This is a genomic window from Dethiosulfovibrio peptidovorans (assembly GCA_002748665.1).
GTDB lineage: Bacteria > Synergistota > Synergistia > Synergistales > Dethiosulfovibrionaceae > Dethiosulfovibrio > Dethiosulfovibrio peptidovorans_A.
The window spans coordinates 38,558-56,761 of record PDTB01000026.1 but is presented as its reverse complement, the minus strand read 5'-3'; the positions used below and the strand labels follow the sequence as shown (position 1 = coordinate 56,761).

General features: G+C 53.7%; 15 protein-coding genes and 1 CRISPR repeat array. Of the genes, 2 read left to right on the top strand and 13 right to left on the bottom strand.

Annotated features, from left to right (window positions below; all coding sequences use genetic code 11):
• Positions 1-231: 231 nt before the first annotated feature.
• The 13 genes from CSA35_08015 to CSA35_07955 all read right to left on the bottom strand — a co-directional run bounded on the left by CSA35_08015 (position 232) and on the right by CSA35_07955 (position 16,874).
• Positions 232-432, bottom strand: a complete 201-nt coding sequence (locus tag CSA35_08015; GenBank protein PIE54101.1) for a hypothetical protein — start codon at positions 430-432, stop codon at positions 232-234.
• 38 nt (positions 433-470) lie between these two features.
• Complete coding sequence (locus tag CSA35_08010; GenBank protein ID PIE54100.1) at positions 471-680, bottom strand: hypothetical protein; 210 nt, start codon at positions 678-680, stop codon at positions 471-473.
• A 248-nt stretch (positions 681-928) separates the two neighbouring features.
• Positions 929-1,405, bottom strand: a complete 477-nt coding sequence (locus CSA35_08005; GenBank protein PIE54099.1) for a pilus assembly protein HicB — start codon at positions 1,403-1,405, stop codon at positions 929-931.
• Positions 1,406-1,839: 434 nt separating this feature from the next.
• Positions 1,840-2,234: direct repeats of the CRISPR family, unit length 29 nt; unit sequence CGGTTCATCCCCACGTGTGTGGGGAACAC.
• Positions 2,235-2,247: 13 nt separating this feature from the next.
• The gene (locus CSA35_08000) at positions 2,248-2,589 is read right to left on the bottom strand and encodes a type I-E CRISPR-associated endoribonuclease Cas2 (protein ID PIE54098.1); all 342 of its coding nucleotides are present in this window, start codon (positions 2,587-2,589) and stop codon (positions 2,248-2,250) included.
• On the bottom strand, positions 2,528-3,394 hold the full coding sequence (locus tag CSA35_07995) for a subtype I-E CRISPR-associated endonuclease Cas1 (GenBank protein ID PIE54097.1): 867 nt from the start codon (positions 3,392-3,394) through the stop codon (positions 2,528-2,530). The genes CSA35_08000 and CSA35_07995 overlap by 62 nt, the downstream gene beginning before the upstream one ends.
• Positions 3,395-3,457: 63 nt before the next feature.
• A complete protein-coding gene (cas6e, locus tag CSA35_07990) occupies positions 3,458-4,096 on the bottom strand; it encodes a type I-E CRISPR-associated protein Cas6/Cse3/CasE (GenBank protein PIE54096.1) in 639 nt (212 codons plus the stop codon).
• Positions 4,002-4,724, bottom strand: coding sequence for a type I-E CRISPR-associated protein Cas5/CasD (cas5e, locus tag CSA35_07985; GenBank protein PIE54095.1), 723 nt, complete (start codon positions 4,722-4,724; stop codon positions 4,002-4,004). The genes cas6e and cas5e overlap by 95 nt, the downstream gene beginning before the upstream one ends.
• Positions 4,725-4,730: 6 nt before the next feature.
• Positions 4,731-5,843 carry a type I-E CRISPR-associated protein Cas7/Cse4/CasC gene (gene cas7e / locus CSA35_07980; protein PIE54094.1) on the bottom strand — a complete coding sequence of 371 codons (1,113 nt, stop codon included), beginning with the start codon at positions 5,841-5,843 and terminating at the stop codon, positions 4,731-4,733.
• A 27-nt stretch (positions 5,844-5,870) separates the two neighbouring features.
• Positions 5,871-6,347 carry a type I-E CRISPR-associated protein Cse2/CasB gene (casB, locus tag CSA35_07975; protein PIE54093.1) on the bottom strand — a complete coding sequence of 159 codons (477 nt, stop codon included), beginning with the start codon at positions 6,345-6,347 and terminating at the stop codon, positions 5,871-5,873.
• Positions 6,344-7,840, bottom strand: a complete 1,497-nt coding sequence (casA, locus tag CSA35_07970; protein ID PIE54092.1) for a type I-E CRISPR-associated protein Cse1/CasA — start codon at positions 7,838-7,840, stop codon at positions 6,344-6,346. The genes casB and casA overlap by 4 nt, the downstream gene beginning before the upstream one ends.
• An 8-nt stretch (positions 7,841-7,848) precedes the next feature.
• Positions 7,849-10,389, bottom strand: a complete 2,541-nt coding sequence (locus tag CSA35_07965) for a hypothetical protein (protein ID PIE54091.1) — start codon at positions 10,387-10,389, stop codon at positions 7,849-7,851.
• Positions 10,390-10,486: 97 nt separating this feature from the next.
• A complete protein-coding gene (locus CSA35_07960; protein ID PIE54090.1) occupies positions 10,487-14,038 on the bottom strand; it encodes a hypothetical protein in 3,552 nt (1,183 codons plus the stop codon).
• Entirely contained in the window at positions 13,938-16,874 is a 2,937-nt protein-coding gene (locus CSA35_07955; protein ID PIE54089.1) for a hypothetical protein, read from the bottom strand. Before CSA35_07955 ends, CSA35_07960 begins: the two co-directional genes overlap by 101 nt.
• Before the next feature lie 507 nt (positions 16,875-17,381).
• Between CSA35_07955 and sodN the strand changes: the two genes are divergently transcribed.
• Both sodN and CSA35_07945 read left to right on the top strand, forming a co-directional pair.
• Positions 17,382-17,882 carry a superoxide dismutase, Ni gene (gene sodN, locus CSA35_07950; GenBank protein PIE54088.1) on the top strand — a complete coding sequence of 167 codons (501 nt, stop codon included), beginning with the start codon at positions 17,382-17,384 and terminating at the stop codon, positions 17,880-17,882.
• A gap of 32 nt (positions 17,883-17,914) precedes the next feature.
• A complete protein-coding gene (locus tag CSA35_07945) occupies positions 17,915-18,175 on the top strand; it encodes a hypothetical protein (protein PIE54087.1) in 261 nt (86 codons plus the stop codon).
• Positions 18,176-18,204: the final 29 nt, after the last annotated feature.

Genomic DNA, 18,204 nt, shown 5'->3' with positions numbered 1-18,204 from the left:
ACCGTGGATCGTGGAACCTCCCCATGGGCAGAGCGTTGTACCACAGCTCCCCCATCAGGGTGACCTCCTGAGCCGTTGTCAGCGTCAGTTCTGGCACTCATCTCCTCTCTGTGTGTGTCAACCTACAAAAAAACCGCCCCACTCTCAGGGAGTGGAACGGCATCAAGTTTTTTCGGACAATAAAAAAGACGGCACCTTCAAGGTGTCGTCTTCAGTGTGGTACGGAGGTCGCTAGTCAAAATCATCAATATCGGGAGGGGTGTAGTAGCCCAGTTCCTCAACGTCCTTCCCTTTCTCCAGGCATTCCTCAACGATGGCGATGATCTCCTTGGGACTACTGGAGATCATCAGCGGGAACGAGGGGAAACCGTCAGGGAACCTTGCGTTGTACCTACGGATAGCCTTTCTCGCTTGAGCCACGCTGTCGCTCATCTACTCCACCCCCCTGAGGATCTCAACGACTGCCCCCTTTACTTGTCGTCCTTGGGGATAAACCGCAGACCTCCATCTCCCTCGATGGGCCTCGTATGCCTGTCTCCTGCACACCAGACTATCTCGGGAATGCCTTCCCCATCTGGAAACGCCTCACAAAAGTAAAACGTTCTACGGTTTTCTGTGTCGAACCGTTCTTCACCAGAAAACCTTTTGCAGCGAAAGCACGCAGGAGTGGGGCCAATCATCGCAACCCCCCCTTTTTTCTTTTGCGATTTCCTCTATCCGACGCCCTACTGTAGCGGTTCATCCCCACATTCGTGGGGAACACTCGAGAGATCCCACGTCGTAAGCGTGCCCTATAACGTTGTTGATGTTTCCGAATTGTGGGGTACGATGATAGCGTGGTCTGGTTCCCCTGACTATCCTGCCACCACTCTCCATACCACTCCTGCAAGTTAGCCCCTCGACTACTCGAGGGGTTGAGTTGTCAGGGTTATTTTAAAGACATCTCCAGGTTCTTCTCTTTTTGTCTCACAACGGCTCGACTGACTTTGAGCCGGGTCATTATGCCGTCCTGTAAAATCTGCGAATAGTTCAAAGAAGCTTGTTTTGCCTCTCGATCCATCCATCCGGGGAGGGTTACTGTCCTGTTGACAGCCTTCGTCTCCATACGTTCCCGGAAAGAAGGCATCCATACCTCAACCAGTATAACGACAAAGGTTCCCCCTTCCTCTTCGTATTCACTGAGATCAAGACTCTGGATTGGAGTAGGAGAGGGAATATCATCTCCGTCATCTTCCATGCCCCATAAATGCAGAGACATGGCTTCTCTGGCGTTCTCAAGTGCTTCGTCTTCGTCGCTGCCGGTTGTGGTGCATCCGGGGAGGTCCGGCCAGAGGACGTAATACTTTTTCGTGGGAGCATCATACCCCAATATCGCGGGATAACGGTATTTCTCCGGTCTATTCATGCGTATCTCCTTTCCGCATGCGAGGCTATAAAAGCCCCGCCTCTTCTTTCTATTACAAGAATAACACGTGTAAATTATATTTGTCAAGAACTGTTTCGCAAGAAAGGGGTGTCGATTTGAAAAACATGAGTCCCTTCCGTGGGCATCGTCAGATTAACAGGGTCAAACGAGCGATTCTAGGCCGTTCACCAAGGGCCAGCAAAGAGGCGTGTCTCAGAGATCACGCCTTGTTCGTTTTCGGTATCAACTTAGCTTTGCAAATAGGGGACATCCTCTCTTTGTGTGTGGGAGATGTCCTGATGGGGAGGGGGGGGCGAATCAGGATCGAAAGCGACATCCGGGTCTCTGAAGGCAAGACGGGGAACGTCAGAAATGTCCCTCTGGTAGATAAGAGCCGAGAGGTTTTGAAAGAGTATCTGCGATATCGCAGGAAACGGTTCACCCCCACGTTCGTGGGGAACACCGGCTCATCAGGGGGCCGACATGGCGTTTCGGCGGTTCATCCCCACGTGTGTGGGGAACACCAGATCGAACACGTAACCACCTGTCTTTGTTTCGGTTCATCCCCACGTGTGTGGGGAACACCATTTGCCGGACATTTGCGCCTTGAAGTCTCGCGGTTCATCCCCACGTGTGTGGGGAACACAGCTTCGCCGTCAACCCGTCGTACTCATCCTGCGGTTCATCCCCACGTGTGTGGGGAACACCTATTATTCTGACGCTGCTGATGGGGGTGTAGCGGTTCATCCCCACGTGTGTGGGGAACACAGACTATGTGTGATTTAGCAGATTTAAGAGCTCGGTTCATCCCCACGTGTGTGGGGAACACACTTTTTCGTTCGCTAAAGACTTGAAAATGAGTTTCTTTCCGGGCTGTATCTACTCAGCAAAAGTCCATCACAGTCGACAGGCTCTCGCCTGTTTTCTCCTATCGAGAGGAACTCAAAACCACTCTCCGTTGGAGCACTCCAAGCCAATACAGCATTGCCCCTGCCTATACCGCGAACAATGTTTCCCCATATGTATTCTCGTATTCGCCTTGAGTATTGCCCTACGTATACACCAGTCCGAATTTCCAGAAGCCACACCCCCAAACGTCCCCGAAGTCGATCAGGAGCATTTTCAACCACGATGACCAACGTCGCCAAGCCCCTTCTCCTCCTTAAAAGCCGGCCCCAAAGCATCCTCAGGAGCCTCTGGCATTGAGAGACCGCCTGCAGACAACATCTCGTCGATAGCGGGAACGAGCCTCTTCAAAAGTTTTGTCTGTCGAAAAACATCACGACAAGCTCGTCTGACCTTTCCTTCGGGATCATCAGGCCGCTCTCCTGCAATTCGGAAAGCCACGGGAATCACAGTTTCAAATTTAAACACATCGGCCAAATCGAATACAAACGATCTGGGTTTACCCGTATGGATAAAACCTATGGCGGGAGAATACCCTGCTGCCAGTATCGCAGCCTCAGAAACACCGTAAAGACACGCTGTAGCAGAGCTGAGACATCGATTAGTCGTATCAGCAGCTGAAGCATTTTTGGGATCGTAGCGTCTTCCAGTCCAGTGAACTCCGCATTTTTTTGCCAACTGCCCGTACAAGGCCTTCACTCTCGCACCTTCAACGCCTCTAAGTTGTTCAACTGAATGGTTAGGATTGCACGAAGCGCCAAAGCGAAGCTCGTACATCTTTCGAACAACTCGAAGCCGGGCAACAGGATCCAACGCCAAAGAGGCTTGGTATAAGAGACGATCAGATCGAGCACCCCCAGGCTGACCTGCAGCATATAACCGTACTCCTGCCTCTCCAATCCAGAGCAACAACGTTCCAACTCTGGCGGCAAGCACCACCGCAGCGTGAGATATCCGTGCTCCCGGTTCAAGCATGATACAACAGACTCCCCCCACAGGGATGTGGGTTCTGAGACCACGTTCATCCACGACAACGAACGTTCCGTCCCTGACATCCACAAGGCCACGTTCCACGAAAGCCATACTCGCACGATCTTTTATGGGAATCGGCGACAGCTTGGGAAGAGGTGAAACAAAGGTCACGGCTCAAACCCGTCTAATTAAAAACATGCCGCAACCAAAGGCTTTGGCTGGCCCTATGCCATGGGTCATCAACTTTAACAGGGCAGCTTTGTCTTTCAGATGAAAGACGCCTTCATAGTCGACCGTAACGAGTTTGCCGGGGACAGCTCCCTTCCTGAAATAGACCGTATCCCGCCCTTGAATACGGATATCCTTCATTTGACAGGCGTTCTCAGTTTTACGCAACAGCCATCCCTTTAAAGCCTCTTCACCCACCAGAGGAACCCTGTTTCGAGCTTTTGAGAGACGCTTGATCGGATTAGCCCTCAGGATAAAACCGTAGGTTCCCTGTGAAAGGTTCGGTACAAAAGACGACGAACGAACACAGGTCATTCCCTGAAACATCTCGGGAGCAACGGTTGAAAGCATCATCACCGAAAGTGCCCGCTGACGTCGCTCCCATCGAAAGACAAAGGAGCGTTGCTCTGCTGGGCGACCGGGGAAGGCCTTCCACAGAATCCGATGAAGCTCATACAGGTTTTTGTCCCAGGACCATGGGATGCGCCATTCACTGAGATACATGGTGAGCCTCCTCTTTCGTAACGTTGGAGACATACACATACCGCGTCTCGAACTGCCGATACCGTCCGAAAACAGGGACATCCCGAACCCGCATCATGACAGAATCGTCTCTCATGGGTTCTTCGCTGTAAATCGTTCCAAAACCTGGGGGGATCAACAAAAGAGCGTGATTCAGAGAGGCCGCATCAATATCATCCTCTAAGAGAGGGCGAGCCAAGGGGCAGCTGCGACGACCAAGAAAAGGAGTAAAGCACGGGTTTTGAAGAGCTTCCCGTAGTCGATCCAGCCCATACTCATTTTCAGCCCTCTGCGCAATCGCCACGGTACAACAGAGATCCTCCAGGTACTCACGATGGGTGATCTCTGTTTCTTTGGGATTGCTGCCACCGACGGTTCGGACGTTTTGAGCGGTATGGAAGTCATTGAGTTTGCTCAACGTATAGCCCCTCCATTCCTTTTGGGGCGTACCATCATCGGATATCCCGATAAAAACCTCTCGCTCACCGTCAACCCTGACGCCATAGGAATAGGAAAGATCCAACGCACGCAGAGCTTCGAAGTCTGTTCGCTTCAGTCCCAGGCACGCTCCCAGAAGACCGGTGATCCCGGATCGTGTGGGAAAGACTTCTGTGGGACGATAGGTCTCAAACGTGTGCCTCCCCCAAGCCTGAAAAAGCCCCTGGAGGCGAACGATCAGATATCGAGACATGATGAGTTACTTCTTTATCCAGGCCAGCAAGTCTTGTAAAGTATCTACTCGCTCCCGAAGATCGGTCTCTTCTCTCAGAGAAAATACCGCAGACCGATCTTTAAGGCCATATCCACTGTAAATCAAATTCCAATACTGCCCCAAAGCTTTGATCGATGGCCCCATAAGCCCCTCTATTTTCTTTCCTGAAACAGGTTTTTCAAAAGCATTGTGAAGAGCTATCGGCATATTTGACCGAACAGCAAAGACCAGATCAGCCAAGACATATGAGGCAAAGCTTCTCTGTTTCCCGGTAGGGACCACTGTCGCTAAAAGCTCGGCAAAATCCCCGGCGATCCTGAGAGTTCGTTCCATGTCACCTCCCAAATTCTGGCTCAACTGCTCCAGATTGATGGAAGCGTATCGGTAAAACACACCTGAACCAAATTCCTGAGTATTCAAATGGCCTGCTCCCGTCTCCTCTGTCTCCTGAGTCAGATCATCCATAGCTGTAAACCAGTCGATCTCGGCTTCCATGGCATGGGTCGTAATAGAATGAGAAAGGGACAGAGCTCCTTCAATTGACGGCAAAATCCCCGATGCACACATTCTCCCGGCAAGAGCGATATCGGCACAGGAGATTCCTGTTTTGCGCACCTCTTCAACAGCTTTGTCCATAGCGATATCCAAGGCTTTGTTGCCTGTTTTTTCCTTTGCAGAGGCCTTCTCGACCACCTCTCCCAAATCCACTGCGGTGATCCCCTTTTCAAGGCAGACAGAGTGAATCGCCTTAACGATTGTCTCTATTTCATCCATCATCCACGGTGTCACAACATTATTTTGCATGCCCGACCTTTTGATCACCAAATTAAGCTCATCATCAGAGAAACTTTCAAACCGCAAGAGATTGCGCAAGTGCTTAAGAAGAGCCTCGTCCGATCGTGTCCTCGTGGACGACTCTCCCATCAACTCCCCATACCGATCACTTTTCCGAATGGCTCGTTTCAGACACTGGCTGGAGACGCGCACTCGACGAACTCCGCCAAACCGGGCCGACTTTTGCATGTTCATGTCGTCTCTGTTGAGACACGACGGGCTGTGAGAGATGAGTACGTGAAGGTTCAGATACCTGTTTTCCATCAAAAAGGCCTCCTTCAATATGACGATTTATTTTTTGCTGCGAGAAAAACTAAAATACTCCTCAACGATACGGCTCTTGACAGATTCTCCCCAAAACCAGAGTCGTTCACCGAAAGCTCCCCAATCAAGAGTCGTTTTTATGTGTTGTAATAGCCGCCTAAGATGCAGAAGATCTTGGGGATTTTCAGAACGCAAAAGCTGAAAAATACGAATTTCGGAGATACTCTTCTCCGAAGTCGCAAGTTGAGCTCCTAAAGGTGGCGCATCGGGATCGTGTTCCGCCCAGGGGAGGAAAAAGATCACCCTCTGCCACTGAGGCGTCGGACGCTCCCCCTCTGGCAAAAGACGGTAGAAGGCCCCTCGAACCCGGAGATCTTCGGGAAGCGCTGTTCGACGAATGTCGGCCTTTTCTCCCGGAGAAAAAGTCTCAAAATCGAGTTTTATAGCTGCAAAATCATGCGCTCTATTCAAATTAACGTCCTCCTTTCTCGTTCTTTTTCTCAGTTTGGCACGAAAGAAGCACCTAGTTTATCCAAAGTCGCACGCAATGTCCTTTTGGCGGTGACATACGCCCTTATACCTTGAGGGCTGTTTGTATAGGGGCGAGCGATCTCCTCCATGACGTCTTCACAGATCATTTTCAACTTTTGTGCTACATCACGGCGAAATTCGACCTCCTGATCCCACTCAGTTCTCTGCAACGCTGCATGCATAAGCGCCTCTGTTCTCTGAAAAAACGCCATCCTGGCCTGTTGCTTGAGTCCTCCGCCCTCTCCAGAGATATTCTTACCGAAGCCAAATGCTTTTTTCTCCAAGACATCACCGTACTCAAGCCCCATAGCCACACGGGCATCGATATCGTCGATATGATCGGGCCATCCAGCTCCAACGGATATTGTGTGGTGGTGTCTCTCAAGGATTGAGGCCTGTTTATTGGAGTAGCCGCCTACGCTGAGCGTCAGCCTTTTCCCCGGGACAATATCTCTGTAGTGTTCCAGAACAAACGCAGGCTGATGATCCTCACTGTCCAGACGGAAAATATCGGAGAAACGAGCCCATAAAGGAATTGTTCCACTAAATGTAACGGAGACAAACTCTCCTTTGTTGTTCAGGCGCCTTGCGCCATGGGGATGGGGCCATGTATCTCCATCCAAATCATACGTGAATTTTCTCTTCCAAAACGACAAAGCCATACGCTCCGAAGTACAGCCACATCCATCACATCGATTCACCCCATCCGACCACTCGACAAAAACGCTGGCAGGTTGCCAGAACAAGCCACGAATAAAACCGATCTGGGCTGTATAGATCCTAGCCTTCTCCTGAACTTGTTCCACCCAGTTTGGGATGTTTGAACTCTTCGAAGGATCAGGGAAGCGTTTTGAAATAAAGTCTTCTGGTAGGACGTTCTTCCATATCATCCGTCTTATATCGTTATCGTACACCAGCGTCGTTATAGGGGTAGCTTTTCTCAGCGGGTCTTTAAAGCCACCCCCAAAAGAGGGTGCTCCCGTCGCCTGGTTAAAGAGAGCCAAAGCGACACAGGAAGGACACAGGCATCGAATGTCGTCCGTCCCGTTGAAGAGACACCCAGACCCCTTACCTTCAGGAAGGCCGGGAAAGAGTTTTGCGATGCCAGTCTTCTCGTCATCCAGGCTCTTATTTTTACCTTTCATGTAGTCCAGAACTCTTCTGTCCTGCATAAAGGGAGTTCGCTCGTGCTCCAGGTCAAACCAGTCCGCCTTTTCGTCGGCGGCCAGACGATACACATTTTTCTCCATAGGGGTCATCAAACGTTCGATCAACTCATCGTCGTCTTTTGGAGTCAAGATTGTCTGAGTCAGACAGATAACAAGCTGCAGCGCCGCCATCTCCATATCGTCCCTTCGGTGAGAAACCCTGTAGCTTCGATCGGTGCAAAGAAGTTCCTCAAGGGAAATTTGAGAGACGTCTACACCATCGGTGACGGGGATCCATCGATCTCTCAACAAATTCATAACTGCACTCACACCCTTTCAAGACCGGCCTCAGCCGTGTAGCGTAAGCTCATAGGGCTATCGACACTCCACCCTTCTTCGCCGTAAACCACAGGTAAGAAGAAAATCCCCTCTTCTTTCTTAAGACCGTTCAAAAGTTTCCCCCACCCAGACGGGACTGATATCGTCTGAAGGTGCACGACTTCAAAAGAGGAGGGATTTTCGGCTACGCTTGCCAGTGGAGTTCTCTCTTTATCCAACAGAGTATCGGTCTTCCCATCATAGGGCAGGACAGTGACAGCCATCTCTCCATCTCTGGTCATCAAAGCAACCCTTGGATCGGTATCGGACAGGTCCACCGCCGATTGTGCGATTCCGTGAGCTGCCAACGAACGTCCCTCCTGATCAAGCTGCCATTCTTCATGTTCCCGGGTAATATCTTTTGGCTCTCCGCTAAGACCATCACCGTACACGGCCTCAATCCACGTTCTGTACGCATCGGGAAACGTGATAGACGAAACATTTTGCAACAAAGCTCTCGTCCGCCACAGCAATGCATCGTTTTTATATACCACCCCGTGGAGACCAAACTCATCACCTTCAGGAGCGAGAACGATAACCGAGGGAAGCTCGTCTCCCTGGTGCAGTTTCTCGTGGCGATGGAGCCGGCCAATACGCTGAAAGAGAAGATCTACAGGAGATAGCTGGGTAATCATAAGATCAAAGTCCAGATCCAGGCTCTGCTCGACAACTTGCGTAGCCACTAGGATAGCCCCCTGAGCAGCCTCTCGTTCAGGGCCATACCGCCGCATAACATGGGATTCGATAGATGCACGATCCTCAAAAGCATATCGAGCATGAAAGATGTCAAGCAAAACGGACTCTGGAACCATCCTCTTAATTTGGCCCCATATTTTTTGGGCATGATCAACTACATTGCATATCACGGCCACGACCTTGCCGCCTTTAGCTTCCTGACAGATACGTTCGAGAATAGCTTGATCGGGTAGAGCATCAGCAGACGAGACGGTTTCAACCCGCACAGTCTTTTTGGGAGGTCGGTCATCGGGCTCAAGGTAATACGTGGAAGTCGACTGGGCAAATGTCACCAGCGGGTAGGGTGCCGAAGCAGAAAAGTGCACGTCTCCGCCGTTCCAAAGACGGATCAGGCTTTGTAACCTCTGGGACTGTAAAGTAGCCGAGAGCAAAATGACGCACCCCCCAGCCTTTCTCTGAGCGCTCAAGACCTCGTCCATAAGGCCGTTCATGTAGCTGTCGTACGCATGAACTTCATCAACGATCAGCACACTTCGGGCGATACCCAAAGAGCGAACAAATCCATGCCTCACGGGGAGCACGCTCAAGAGAACCTGATCCAACGTGCAAATTCCCACCTGTCCGAGCAGCGCCTTTTTTTTACCGGAAGCCAGCCATCGAGAACACTGAGCCAAACCATCGTCTGATGAGCGTCTGTTCGCTCCTCGATCAACAAGGCCCTGGAAACCACGATTAAAACGTGATCTCCCATGCGCCAAAATCACGTTTGGAGACTCTGGAAAAAGGCGTGTCGCTACACGTTGAAGCCGATCGAACATCGCGTTGGCCGTGGCCTGAGTTGGGAGAGCAAAAATAATTGAATCGGCTCGATCCTCAGCCAACCACTGAGAAGCCAAACTCAAAGCGGCCTCAGTCTTACCTGAACCGGTCGGAGCTTCCATAACGGCTAATAAAGGAGCCGATGCCTCTGGCGGCGATACCTGAAACGTCTGGATCCCTCTTGGAGTCCAATCATGATACAGTCCGGCCATACCGTGGATGCCTGATTTCATACTGATCAAACCACATTCTCTCAAAGCATACTCTGCTCTGTTTAGTCGGTCCCCCATATAGTTCTCAATACCGCCGACTGACGGCTCGTCCAGGTTGTCATGATCATGGGGGAACCACAGGCTATTGGAGCCAATCCAATCACAGACGGAACAAAAGCCATACAGGGTATCTGGTGGCTCTTTTTCAGGAGGAAAATCCGAAGAGATACCGTCTAAAAAGAGATCCTTCCCCAAGGTTATCATCTGGGAACGAGCACAACAATCACGCTCCTCCCATTCAGGAGTGCCATACCGTGCAACCCGAACCCTTTCCTCCGGCATAGCACCATGATGAGCACAAACAGCCTTCATCCAGGAATGAAGGGAATCGGCAAAATCTCCCATCTTTCGATCATTATCGAACAGACGAAGACCAGCAGCTCCGTGAGAGTATGGCCCATCTTGGACGACTTTTTCTACACCGATCATTTCGTCGTATGACCAGATGTGATTCATGAGATCCTTCCTTTTGAGCTGAAAACGGAGATCAGCCTTGCCCAGATCGTGAAGATAGAGAAAATAGAGAATCCACTCAACAGCCTCCTGAGAACCGCAGAGCACACACCGACTCATGGATGAACTCAGTTCCAGCCACCGTTTCCCGACCATCGCAACATCTAAAGAATGAGCTACCAGAGAATGCCATGAAAAACCATCAGCCTTTCCCCAGTATTTTTTCAACACGTCAACTATGAACACCACCCCCTTACACCTAAAACATCTTACGCCTCAAAAACAGACAGGCAATTATTTTTATTCGATACCAAATACACCAGAGAGATAGCGGCCTTCCATCGTCCTATCTCCTCCCCCGATCACACTGTCCGGCGAAGGGACACCGATCACACCGATCAAGTCGAGGCTCCCAAGGACCGGAGGCCGCAGCAAGAGCATCGACAGTCACGGTCTCGGACAGATGATCCCAACTCCTGTAGGGACCCAGGGTCACGACATCCAGACGACACTTGTTCCTGAGATGCCAAAGAGCCATGGAGGCAACATTCCGTCCGGAGGCCAGCCACACGGCCAGACCGTAAAAACGCAGCTGGTCCTCGTATAACCCCTCGGGAGCTCCTCCCTCGGCGGTACTCTTGTAATCTCGAACGACCCAGCCACCATCGGTCAGCCACATGACGTCCACGGCTCCCACCAGCAGAGGACCGCCTGGAAGGCTCACCCGGAAGGGGACCTCCCTTTTAAGAGAGCGACTCTCCCAAAGTGGACGAAGCTCCTGTCCCTCCCGACTGGTCGTGAGGGCTCTCAACCAGTCTCGAACCACGTTTCGGCTGGCTCCATCGCCCCAGAGGGGCTGAAGCTCCGAAGGCAGAGCAGATCGGTTCAGGGCCATGAGTCTCTCCAGACCATCGTCCGAAAAATCCCACCGGGCCAAAAGCCAGTGTGCCAGGCTCCCCATGTCGGGACCTCCATCACCGTCGCCGTCGGGCTGTTCCCAGACAAGTTCAATTCCCTGACGGAATCGAAGCCGCCATCCGTAAGGACAGTAGCGATAGAGGGACCAGGACGTTGCGCTGATCCGATCCAACCCACGGGCAGCTACGGGCATCCCGACAATCGGCCCTTGATCAGGAAGAGAAGGACGGTCCCTACAAGGGCCCACTCCCCCCGGTATTTCTGCCGCTGGAGGTCGATTCAGCTCCTCAACCATGGATAACCAGGATCCCTCGACGGGGTCGTCGACACCATTTAGTATGAGGCAGTCCCGTGCCCTGGTGCAGGCAACGTAGAAGAGACGCTGAGCCTCCTCCATCTCCGCCCGTTCTTCCAGAAAGCCGTGAACCTGACGACCCAGGGTCTCTTCTCCTCTCATATCCCTGGATAAGGCAGCTCCCAGATAGGCCGAGGGCTGAACGGTCCTGCCTCGATTGCGGCTCACGGAGTCGCACCCAGCCAGGACAACGACGGGGAACTCAAGTCCTTTGGCAGCGTGGACCGTCATCACCCGAACCACGTTATCGTCACTTACCGCCTCCGCCTCATCCCCCTTGGCTCGTCGTCTCAGAGCATCGCCCAGCCACGACGAGGCACCGGAGAGGGTTCCTCCCATGGACGCCTCGTATTCCCGCAGCATGTCCACGGTCCTTCGGAGGTTAGCGGCCACTCCAGAGCGCTTCCACTCGGCGATCCCCTCCAGAAGGGGAGCCTGAGAGATCAGGCCTTCCATCACCCTGGAGGCGCCCAGAATGCGTCCAGTCCGCCGCCATCGCTCGAGAGAACACGCCACATCGGGATACCGACGAGCCAGGAGATCGGGAAGATCGGAATTTCTCGAATCCTCCAGCAAACCCAAGGCTTGAGGCAGTGGAATTCCCGAGAAGGGTGAGCACAGAAACCCAGCCAGGGCCAGATGATCCCCAGGGTCGGCCAAGGAGCGCAGAAGGGCAACACAGTCCCGCACCTCGGTCCTGGCGTAGTATCCGGTGTTCTTCTCCATGTGAAGGGGGATCCCCCAGAACTCGCCCAGGACCTTTTGAATCGAGGGAAACGTGGTTCGGCTTCGTACCAGAACGGCAATATCCCCCCATTGAACGGGGCGAATCTCACCCCGGGCCTTGTCCCAGACGGTAAGGAGCCCGACCATGGCACTCAGACGAGCAGCCAGCAACGAAGCAGCCCGAAGCCTCTTTTCCTCGGCCGTCGTCCCCTCCTCCTGAGAAGGAACGTACAAAACGCTCTCCCAGGCGGGAACCGTCACGTTCTGTCGTTCACCGTACCACGTTTGCTCCTTTGGGGCCCTCAAAGGCTCGTACCCATGGGGCAGCGAGGCTCCCAACCCTCGCCGCCAGATAGAACCGAACAGGCGGTTGATCTCCTCAAGAAGCCCATCGGCCATCCTGAAGCTCACGTCCAGGGAGATATATCGCCCCTCCCCGTTCTTCGCCCTTTCGATGTACCGACCGAACAGAGAGAGATCGGCGTGGCGAAATCGATAGATAGACTGCTTCAGGTCCCCCACCAGGAACACTTTCGCCTGACCATCTGAGGTAATCGATCGGATAAGCCGATCCTGAAGGCCGTTAGTGTCCTGGAACTCGTCCACCAAAACCTCTTTGAACCGACGGACGTAGTCCCGATTTGCCGCCAACGCCTCCCCGGCCCGGAGAATCATATCGTCGAACGCCATAAGATTTCGGTCAGCTTTGCGTCTCTCCCAGCAAAACCAACACAGGGCCGTCAGGCCAAGGAGAAGCCCTGTTGACTCCATCTCGACGGGAGACCAGCCGTCCGTCGCCAGCCGCTCCAAAAACGCCTGCTTCAGGAGCCTTTCCCGGTGAGCCTTGACCGTCCCCTCGGGAAGCAGGCACCCCACGACATCGGCCAGCTTGCCCCTCGCTCCTTTGATAGCCTCCCGAAGTTCCTGGATACAAGACACGTATTGATCCTCTGCAAGGTCGCCGCTCCAGCGATCTTGCAGAAGAGCCAGTCTCCCAGCAAACTGAGTACCATCCAGGGTCAGACCGCTCAAAATCCCCCCAGAGCCAAGCCACAACTCGTGAAGCTCCCTCCATCCCTGAATGGCAGTCGAGAGCACGGCGGCGGTGATGGCCTCGTGGCGTTCATCCAGATTCTCGGCCCACTCCACCAGGTCATGGGGTCCCTCTCCCCTACTGGAGCAGAGTCCCATAAGCCCTCGAGCGAACTCGGTCACAGCCTTGGGACTGTATCCACCCAAGAGATCGGCTACGGTCGGTCGATTCATCAGGTCCAGAGCCCAAGCTCTCTCGTCGCCAGCCAGCATCTGTCCAATCCAGAAGAAGTCCAATCGGTCTAAAACGTCGGTCATCCGTTCCCAGAAAATGTCCTCCTCGGGGGACGAGGCCACCCGGCTGGCCGGATCCATGTCCAGAGAGAGGCCGGACTCCCCTATAACTCGGGAGGCAAAAGCGTGGATTGTCGAGATATACCCTTCGTCCAGGTGCTCCAGGCCGTCTTTCAGAAGGGGGACAATCGACCGGGGCAGTTCTGTCATTCCCAACAGAGACTCCATGAGAGAGCGAATCCGCCCCTGCATCTCGGTGGCAGCCTTCTCGGTGAATGTGAGGGTAAGGATCTCCTGGACCCTGGCACGACCCGTAATAACGGCCCAGACAAACCGCCAGGCGAGGGTCCAGGTCTTTCCCGTCCCCGCCCCGGCCCCAACCACGACCAATGGATCCTGAGCTACGACGGCCTTCCTCTGGGCCGGCAGGGTCACAGATTCGAGAATCTCCCTGAGCGCCGCCAGGTCCCCGTCATGAACGGTCATGGCCGTCATCCTCCTCATCCTCTTTTCCGCCGTGGAGCTCCGATCGCCTGCACAACCCCACGTAGGGACATCCTCGACAGGTTCCATCGTTGTCGTAGTTGGGGGGAAACAGACCGGAGTTCATGGCCCGAACAGCGGCCTCAACGAGCTCCCGGGCCGAGTTGATTCGCTCAACCGGATCAACTCGGCTCTTGGGCGACAGGCCAACGAGGGACTTCAGATCTCCCTGGGCGGCCCCCACCACCGTGTGGTCACGATGCCCGATAAAACCATACCCCCCAACGCGGGAAAACGAGAAGGGAAGCCGATCCCGACCGAGGTTCAGGGAAAGCCCGTAGGCCGCCAGCTGCATGGATCGCCCATACCCCGTCGCGGATCTCAGCTTATAATCCCACAGGAGCACCGAACCGTCATCCATGAGGTCCACCCGGTCAGCCACCCCGGCACAGGTCACGCCGTCGATCACCAGATCGGGCAGGGCCATTTCGCAAAAAGACGCCACTCGGTGTTCCCGAAGTCCGTTGTCCTCAAGTCCCTCCACAAAACGCACGGTCTCGATAACGTCAGCCAGCAGAGCATCTCGCCTACGAGACAGATCAGGGGCCTTCAGCAGACTCCTGTACGACCTCTCCAGGACGACCTCCCACAGCTCGGGAACCCTTTGAACAAGACCGTCCCCCGGACATGCAAGATAGGCGGTCCACAGCTCCTCCCACAGTCGATGGAGCGCCGTTCCTGCCAGAAGCGGGTTATATCCCGGACGATCAGGCTCTCGAAGGCCCCATACCTGAGAACAGCGATATCGAAAGGGACAGGCTCCAAACTCGTCCAGAGAGCTCAAGCGCAGGGTTCCGACGACAGCCCTGAAAGGAGTCTGGGGAATGATGCGATCCGGCCGCCGGCGGACCATTCCCGCAGGCGGCTCCTGAATCTCCGCCGGGCAGACCGCTGGCTCGGTCCACCGAGGGAGCACCTGACCGGAAGAACGATCCTGGACACCTTTATTTACGATCCACCGGTCCTCCAGGGCCCTATGGAGAAAGACACTCTCGGCAAGGGGACGCCCAAAAGCATCCACCGACGGCCGGGAGACGATCACGGCTTGGTCACCGCAGGCCAAAAGGCGGCGGAAGAGGACCTCTCGCTGGGCCCGCCGTTCCGACAAAAGAGGCAGGTGAGTATGATCCAGCTCACCTCCCCGAAGATTAGTCTCGTGGAGCAGTTCCTTCTCTCTCTCTCCCAAAAGCGGCGATTCAGTCAGTGCCCCAGGCCAGGAGCGGGCCGTAACCTGACAGAAAACCCATACGGGGTGATGAGCCAATACCGGAGGGGTACCCCCATAGAGGCTGAGAGCCCCCCGACGACGGGGCTCGGGCCAGACCACGGCACTTTCAGCCCAGGCGGACAGAAAAGCCATGACATCGCTTCCCTGAAGCCTCACGGAACCGGCTTCGCCCAGATCGGCCTGGACCTGAACGATACGAACCAGTTTCCTCTCCAGCTCCCGAATGGCGGAGCCCATCTCCAGAACAACCCTGTCCAGATCGGGACGTTCCGAAACCTGACAAGACAGAGTATGCTGCCATTTTAAATCTCCGTTCACGAGCCGTTCTAAAGCCTCCAGCAGTTCCCGGGCCGTTCCACCCCTGGACAGGGTCTCAGCAAAGGCCACCAGAGATTCCAGAGCATTCAGGCATACTGGATCATCCTTCAGGCATCGGCGCCAGGCCTTGAGTCCTCTGGGCGAGGCCATGACAAAGGCTCGCTCGTCCCCTCCCGGAGCGATCCATGGCAAACACAAAAGCTCGGCCGTGGGCTCGGGCTGCCATCCGTCCCGGTGGCACTCCCAGATACGGCGTACCGTGGTCCACAGGGCAGTCTCGATCACTGATCGGCCCTGAGACCGGTGAAAAGGCACACCATATCGAGCCAGCACCTCCACAGCAAGATCCACAGATGGTCTCTGGACGACCATCCCCAGATTTGCCCATCCCGGAAAGACGCCCAAATCGACCAAGGGCCCCATACTGTTGGACCACAAAACCAGGTTCCGAACCACGGTCTCCAGTTCATGACGACCATCGCCACCCACAAATCGGAAAGCTCCAGGAACTCCGTCGGTCAGACGGCGCATCATGGCACCCTCAAGCTGTGCCGGAGCACCGTACTCCCGGTCCATCCCAGCCTCGGGGGAGAAAAGAACGACCTCGACGCCACAGCCCACCATGGCTCGGACCATAGCGAGCTGAGAGTGGGTAAAACTGTAGAAACCGACGAGAACCGTCAGGCGGGATCTCAGCCACCGAGCAGCTTGGCTGTGGCCTTTCAGCAAGGCAGTGATCTCGCTTGAGACCCCAGCGCTGTCCATAAGCCCTCGTTCCGCGAGCAAATCCCGATACCCACGGTACAGGTGAGCCAGAAGCTCGACAGGATCATCGAGCCCCCGAACGTCATCCCCGTCTCGCCAATCCGTGAGAGCCTCCGGTAGAACCTCCTCACGGATAAGCTCTCGAACTATCACCCCCAGAGTATGGATAAACCCCGCTTGCCTTACTCCTGGAGGAAGGCGGTCACCCTCATCTCGTACCACTTTCCCGGTCAGAGCCGACAAAGCCAACCAGTGGTCAGGCGGATCGATCTGGACCAGCCCGGAACATCCGACAGCGGCGCACATCTCCCGATACAGATCGTCCCACCGCCAGATCCGAAAGGGTTCAAATCCCATGGCAGATTGATCAACCAGCATGTCCTTAAGCCACTCCCGATCGGCCGATCCCGGCACGATAAAAGCCACAGGCCGATCTCCCCTCCCGATCAGTCGGTGTATTTCTCTTTCGATAGAGGCAACACTTCGATAAGTCACCACGTCTAACGGCACTACACTATCCCCCGTATTTTGCTTTTGAGACCAGAGTTGTATCATTGACAAGTCTCATCAATCCCTCACAACCATTGAACACATAGCACAAAGTTTCTTGCTAATTAGAGAGCAAAATTATCAGAGAAAAGACTATGGTCCAGTCCAGGTTGTAACCGCTAACAAAAGCTTGGCATAGACGACAAATTCCGAGCAGATGATCGACGATAGCGGCACTATCTGTTCGTTTATGAAACCTATAGCTGTGCTCACCGTGTTCCCCGTCAGCCTGCTTCCCCTAGCCATATCTCCGACCAGAGCACACTCTACGGTGGTAAAGACTGAATTTCTGCTTCGTCTTCATAGTGTACCGCTCATACACATCTTTGTCGTCTACCTCGGTTTTTTTCGGCATACAGGTAGAAAAAGCCTCTCTACTTGGACCCAGGAATGGAAGTTACCATGCTATCCTATTTATGTTACGTAACAACTTCGAGCATACTTCTTGTTTTTGAGGAGAAAATATGCTATATTATTTTATAAAGATTTTATTTAAAATAAAAAGGAGATGTTATTGTGTATAATCTTATCAAGGCTTTAGATAGCCGTTTCCCCTTCTCCACCGCCAAGGCACATTGCGATATCCCCTGTGGTATCTACGACCCTATCACAGCGCAAATCGCCGCTTTAACTGTCGTCCGTATGACGGACCTGCTTCTGGAGCATGAAAACGACGAAAACAAAGGGACCGCCCAGCACGCTAATTCTATGTCTCGCTACATTGCCATAAAAGAGGAACATGCTGAGAAAGCGAAGCACGAGATTCGCATCATATGGGGAGACTTTATCAAGCCTGCTCATATTGAGAAGTTCCCTGAGCTCCACGAGCTCACCCACTCCATCATGATGCTGGGCTCCACATGCAGACAGAAAGTAGATAGAGACAGTGCTCTCAAGCTTGTGGCGGAGCTCAATCGTTTTGCAGAGATCTTCTGGAAGATAAAGGGAGAGGAGACCGTTGTCGCAAAAGCTCCGTACGCTCCCGGGCTGGATATCGTGTATCGAAAGGTGTAATGATAGAGCTGATAAAGATAGAGGGGGACAGCATGTCCCCCTCTATCTCGTCTCAAGACTACGTGATGATACTGAAATACCCTTTTTGCTTCTTCCTGTTGCAGAAAAACCGCATAGGCGTCTTTGAAAGCTCTTCATACGGAACGATCCTCAAGAGAATTGTCCGCGTCCACAGGCCCACCGGGGTTTTGTGGGCAGAGAGTATCAACCCATCAGGGATCAGCTCAGAACAAATAGGGAAGATCCCCTTTTCCAAGATACGAGGGATCGTGATCAAGCACTTTCACCCATAGCCGTTAAATTTCTGAGCGCCCCCTCTCCC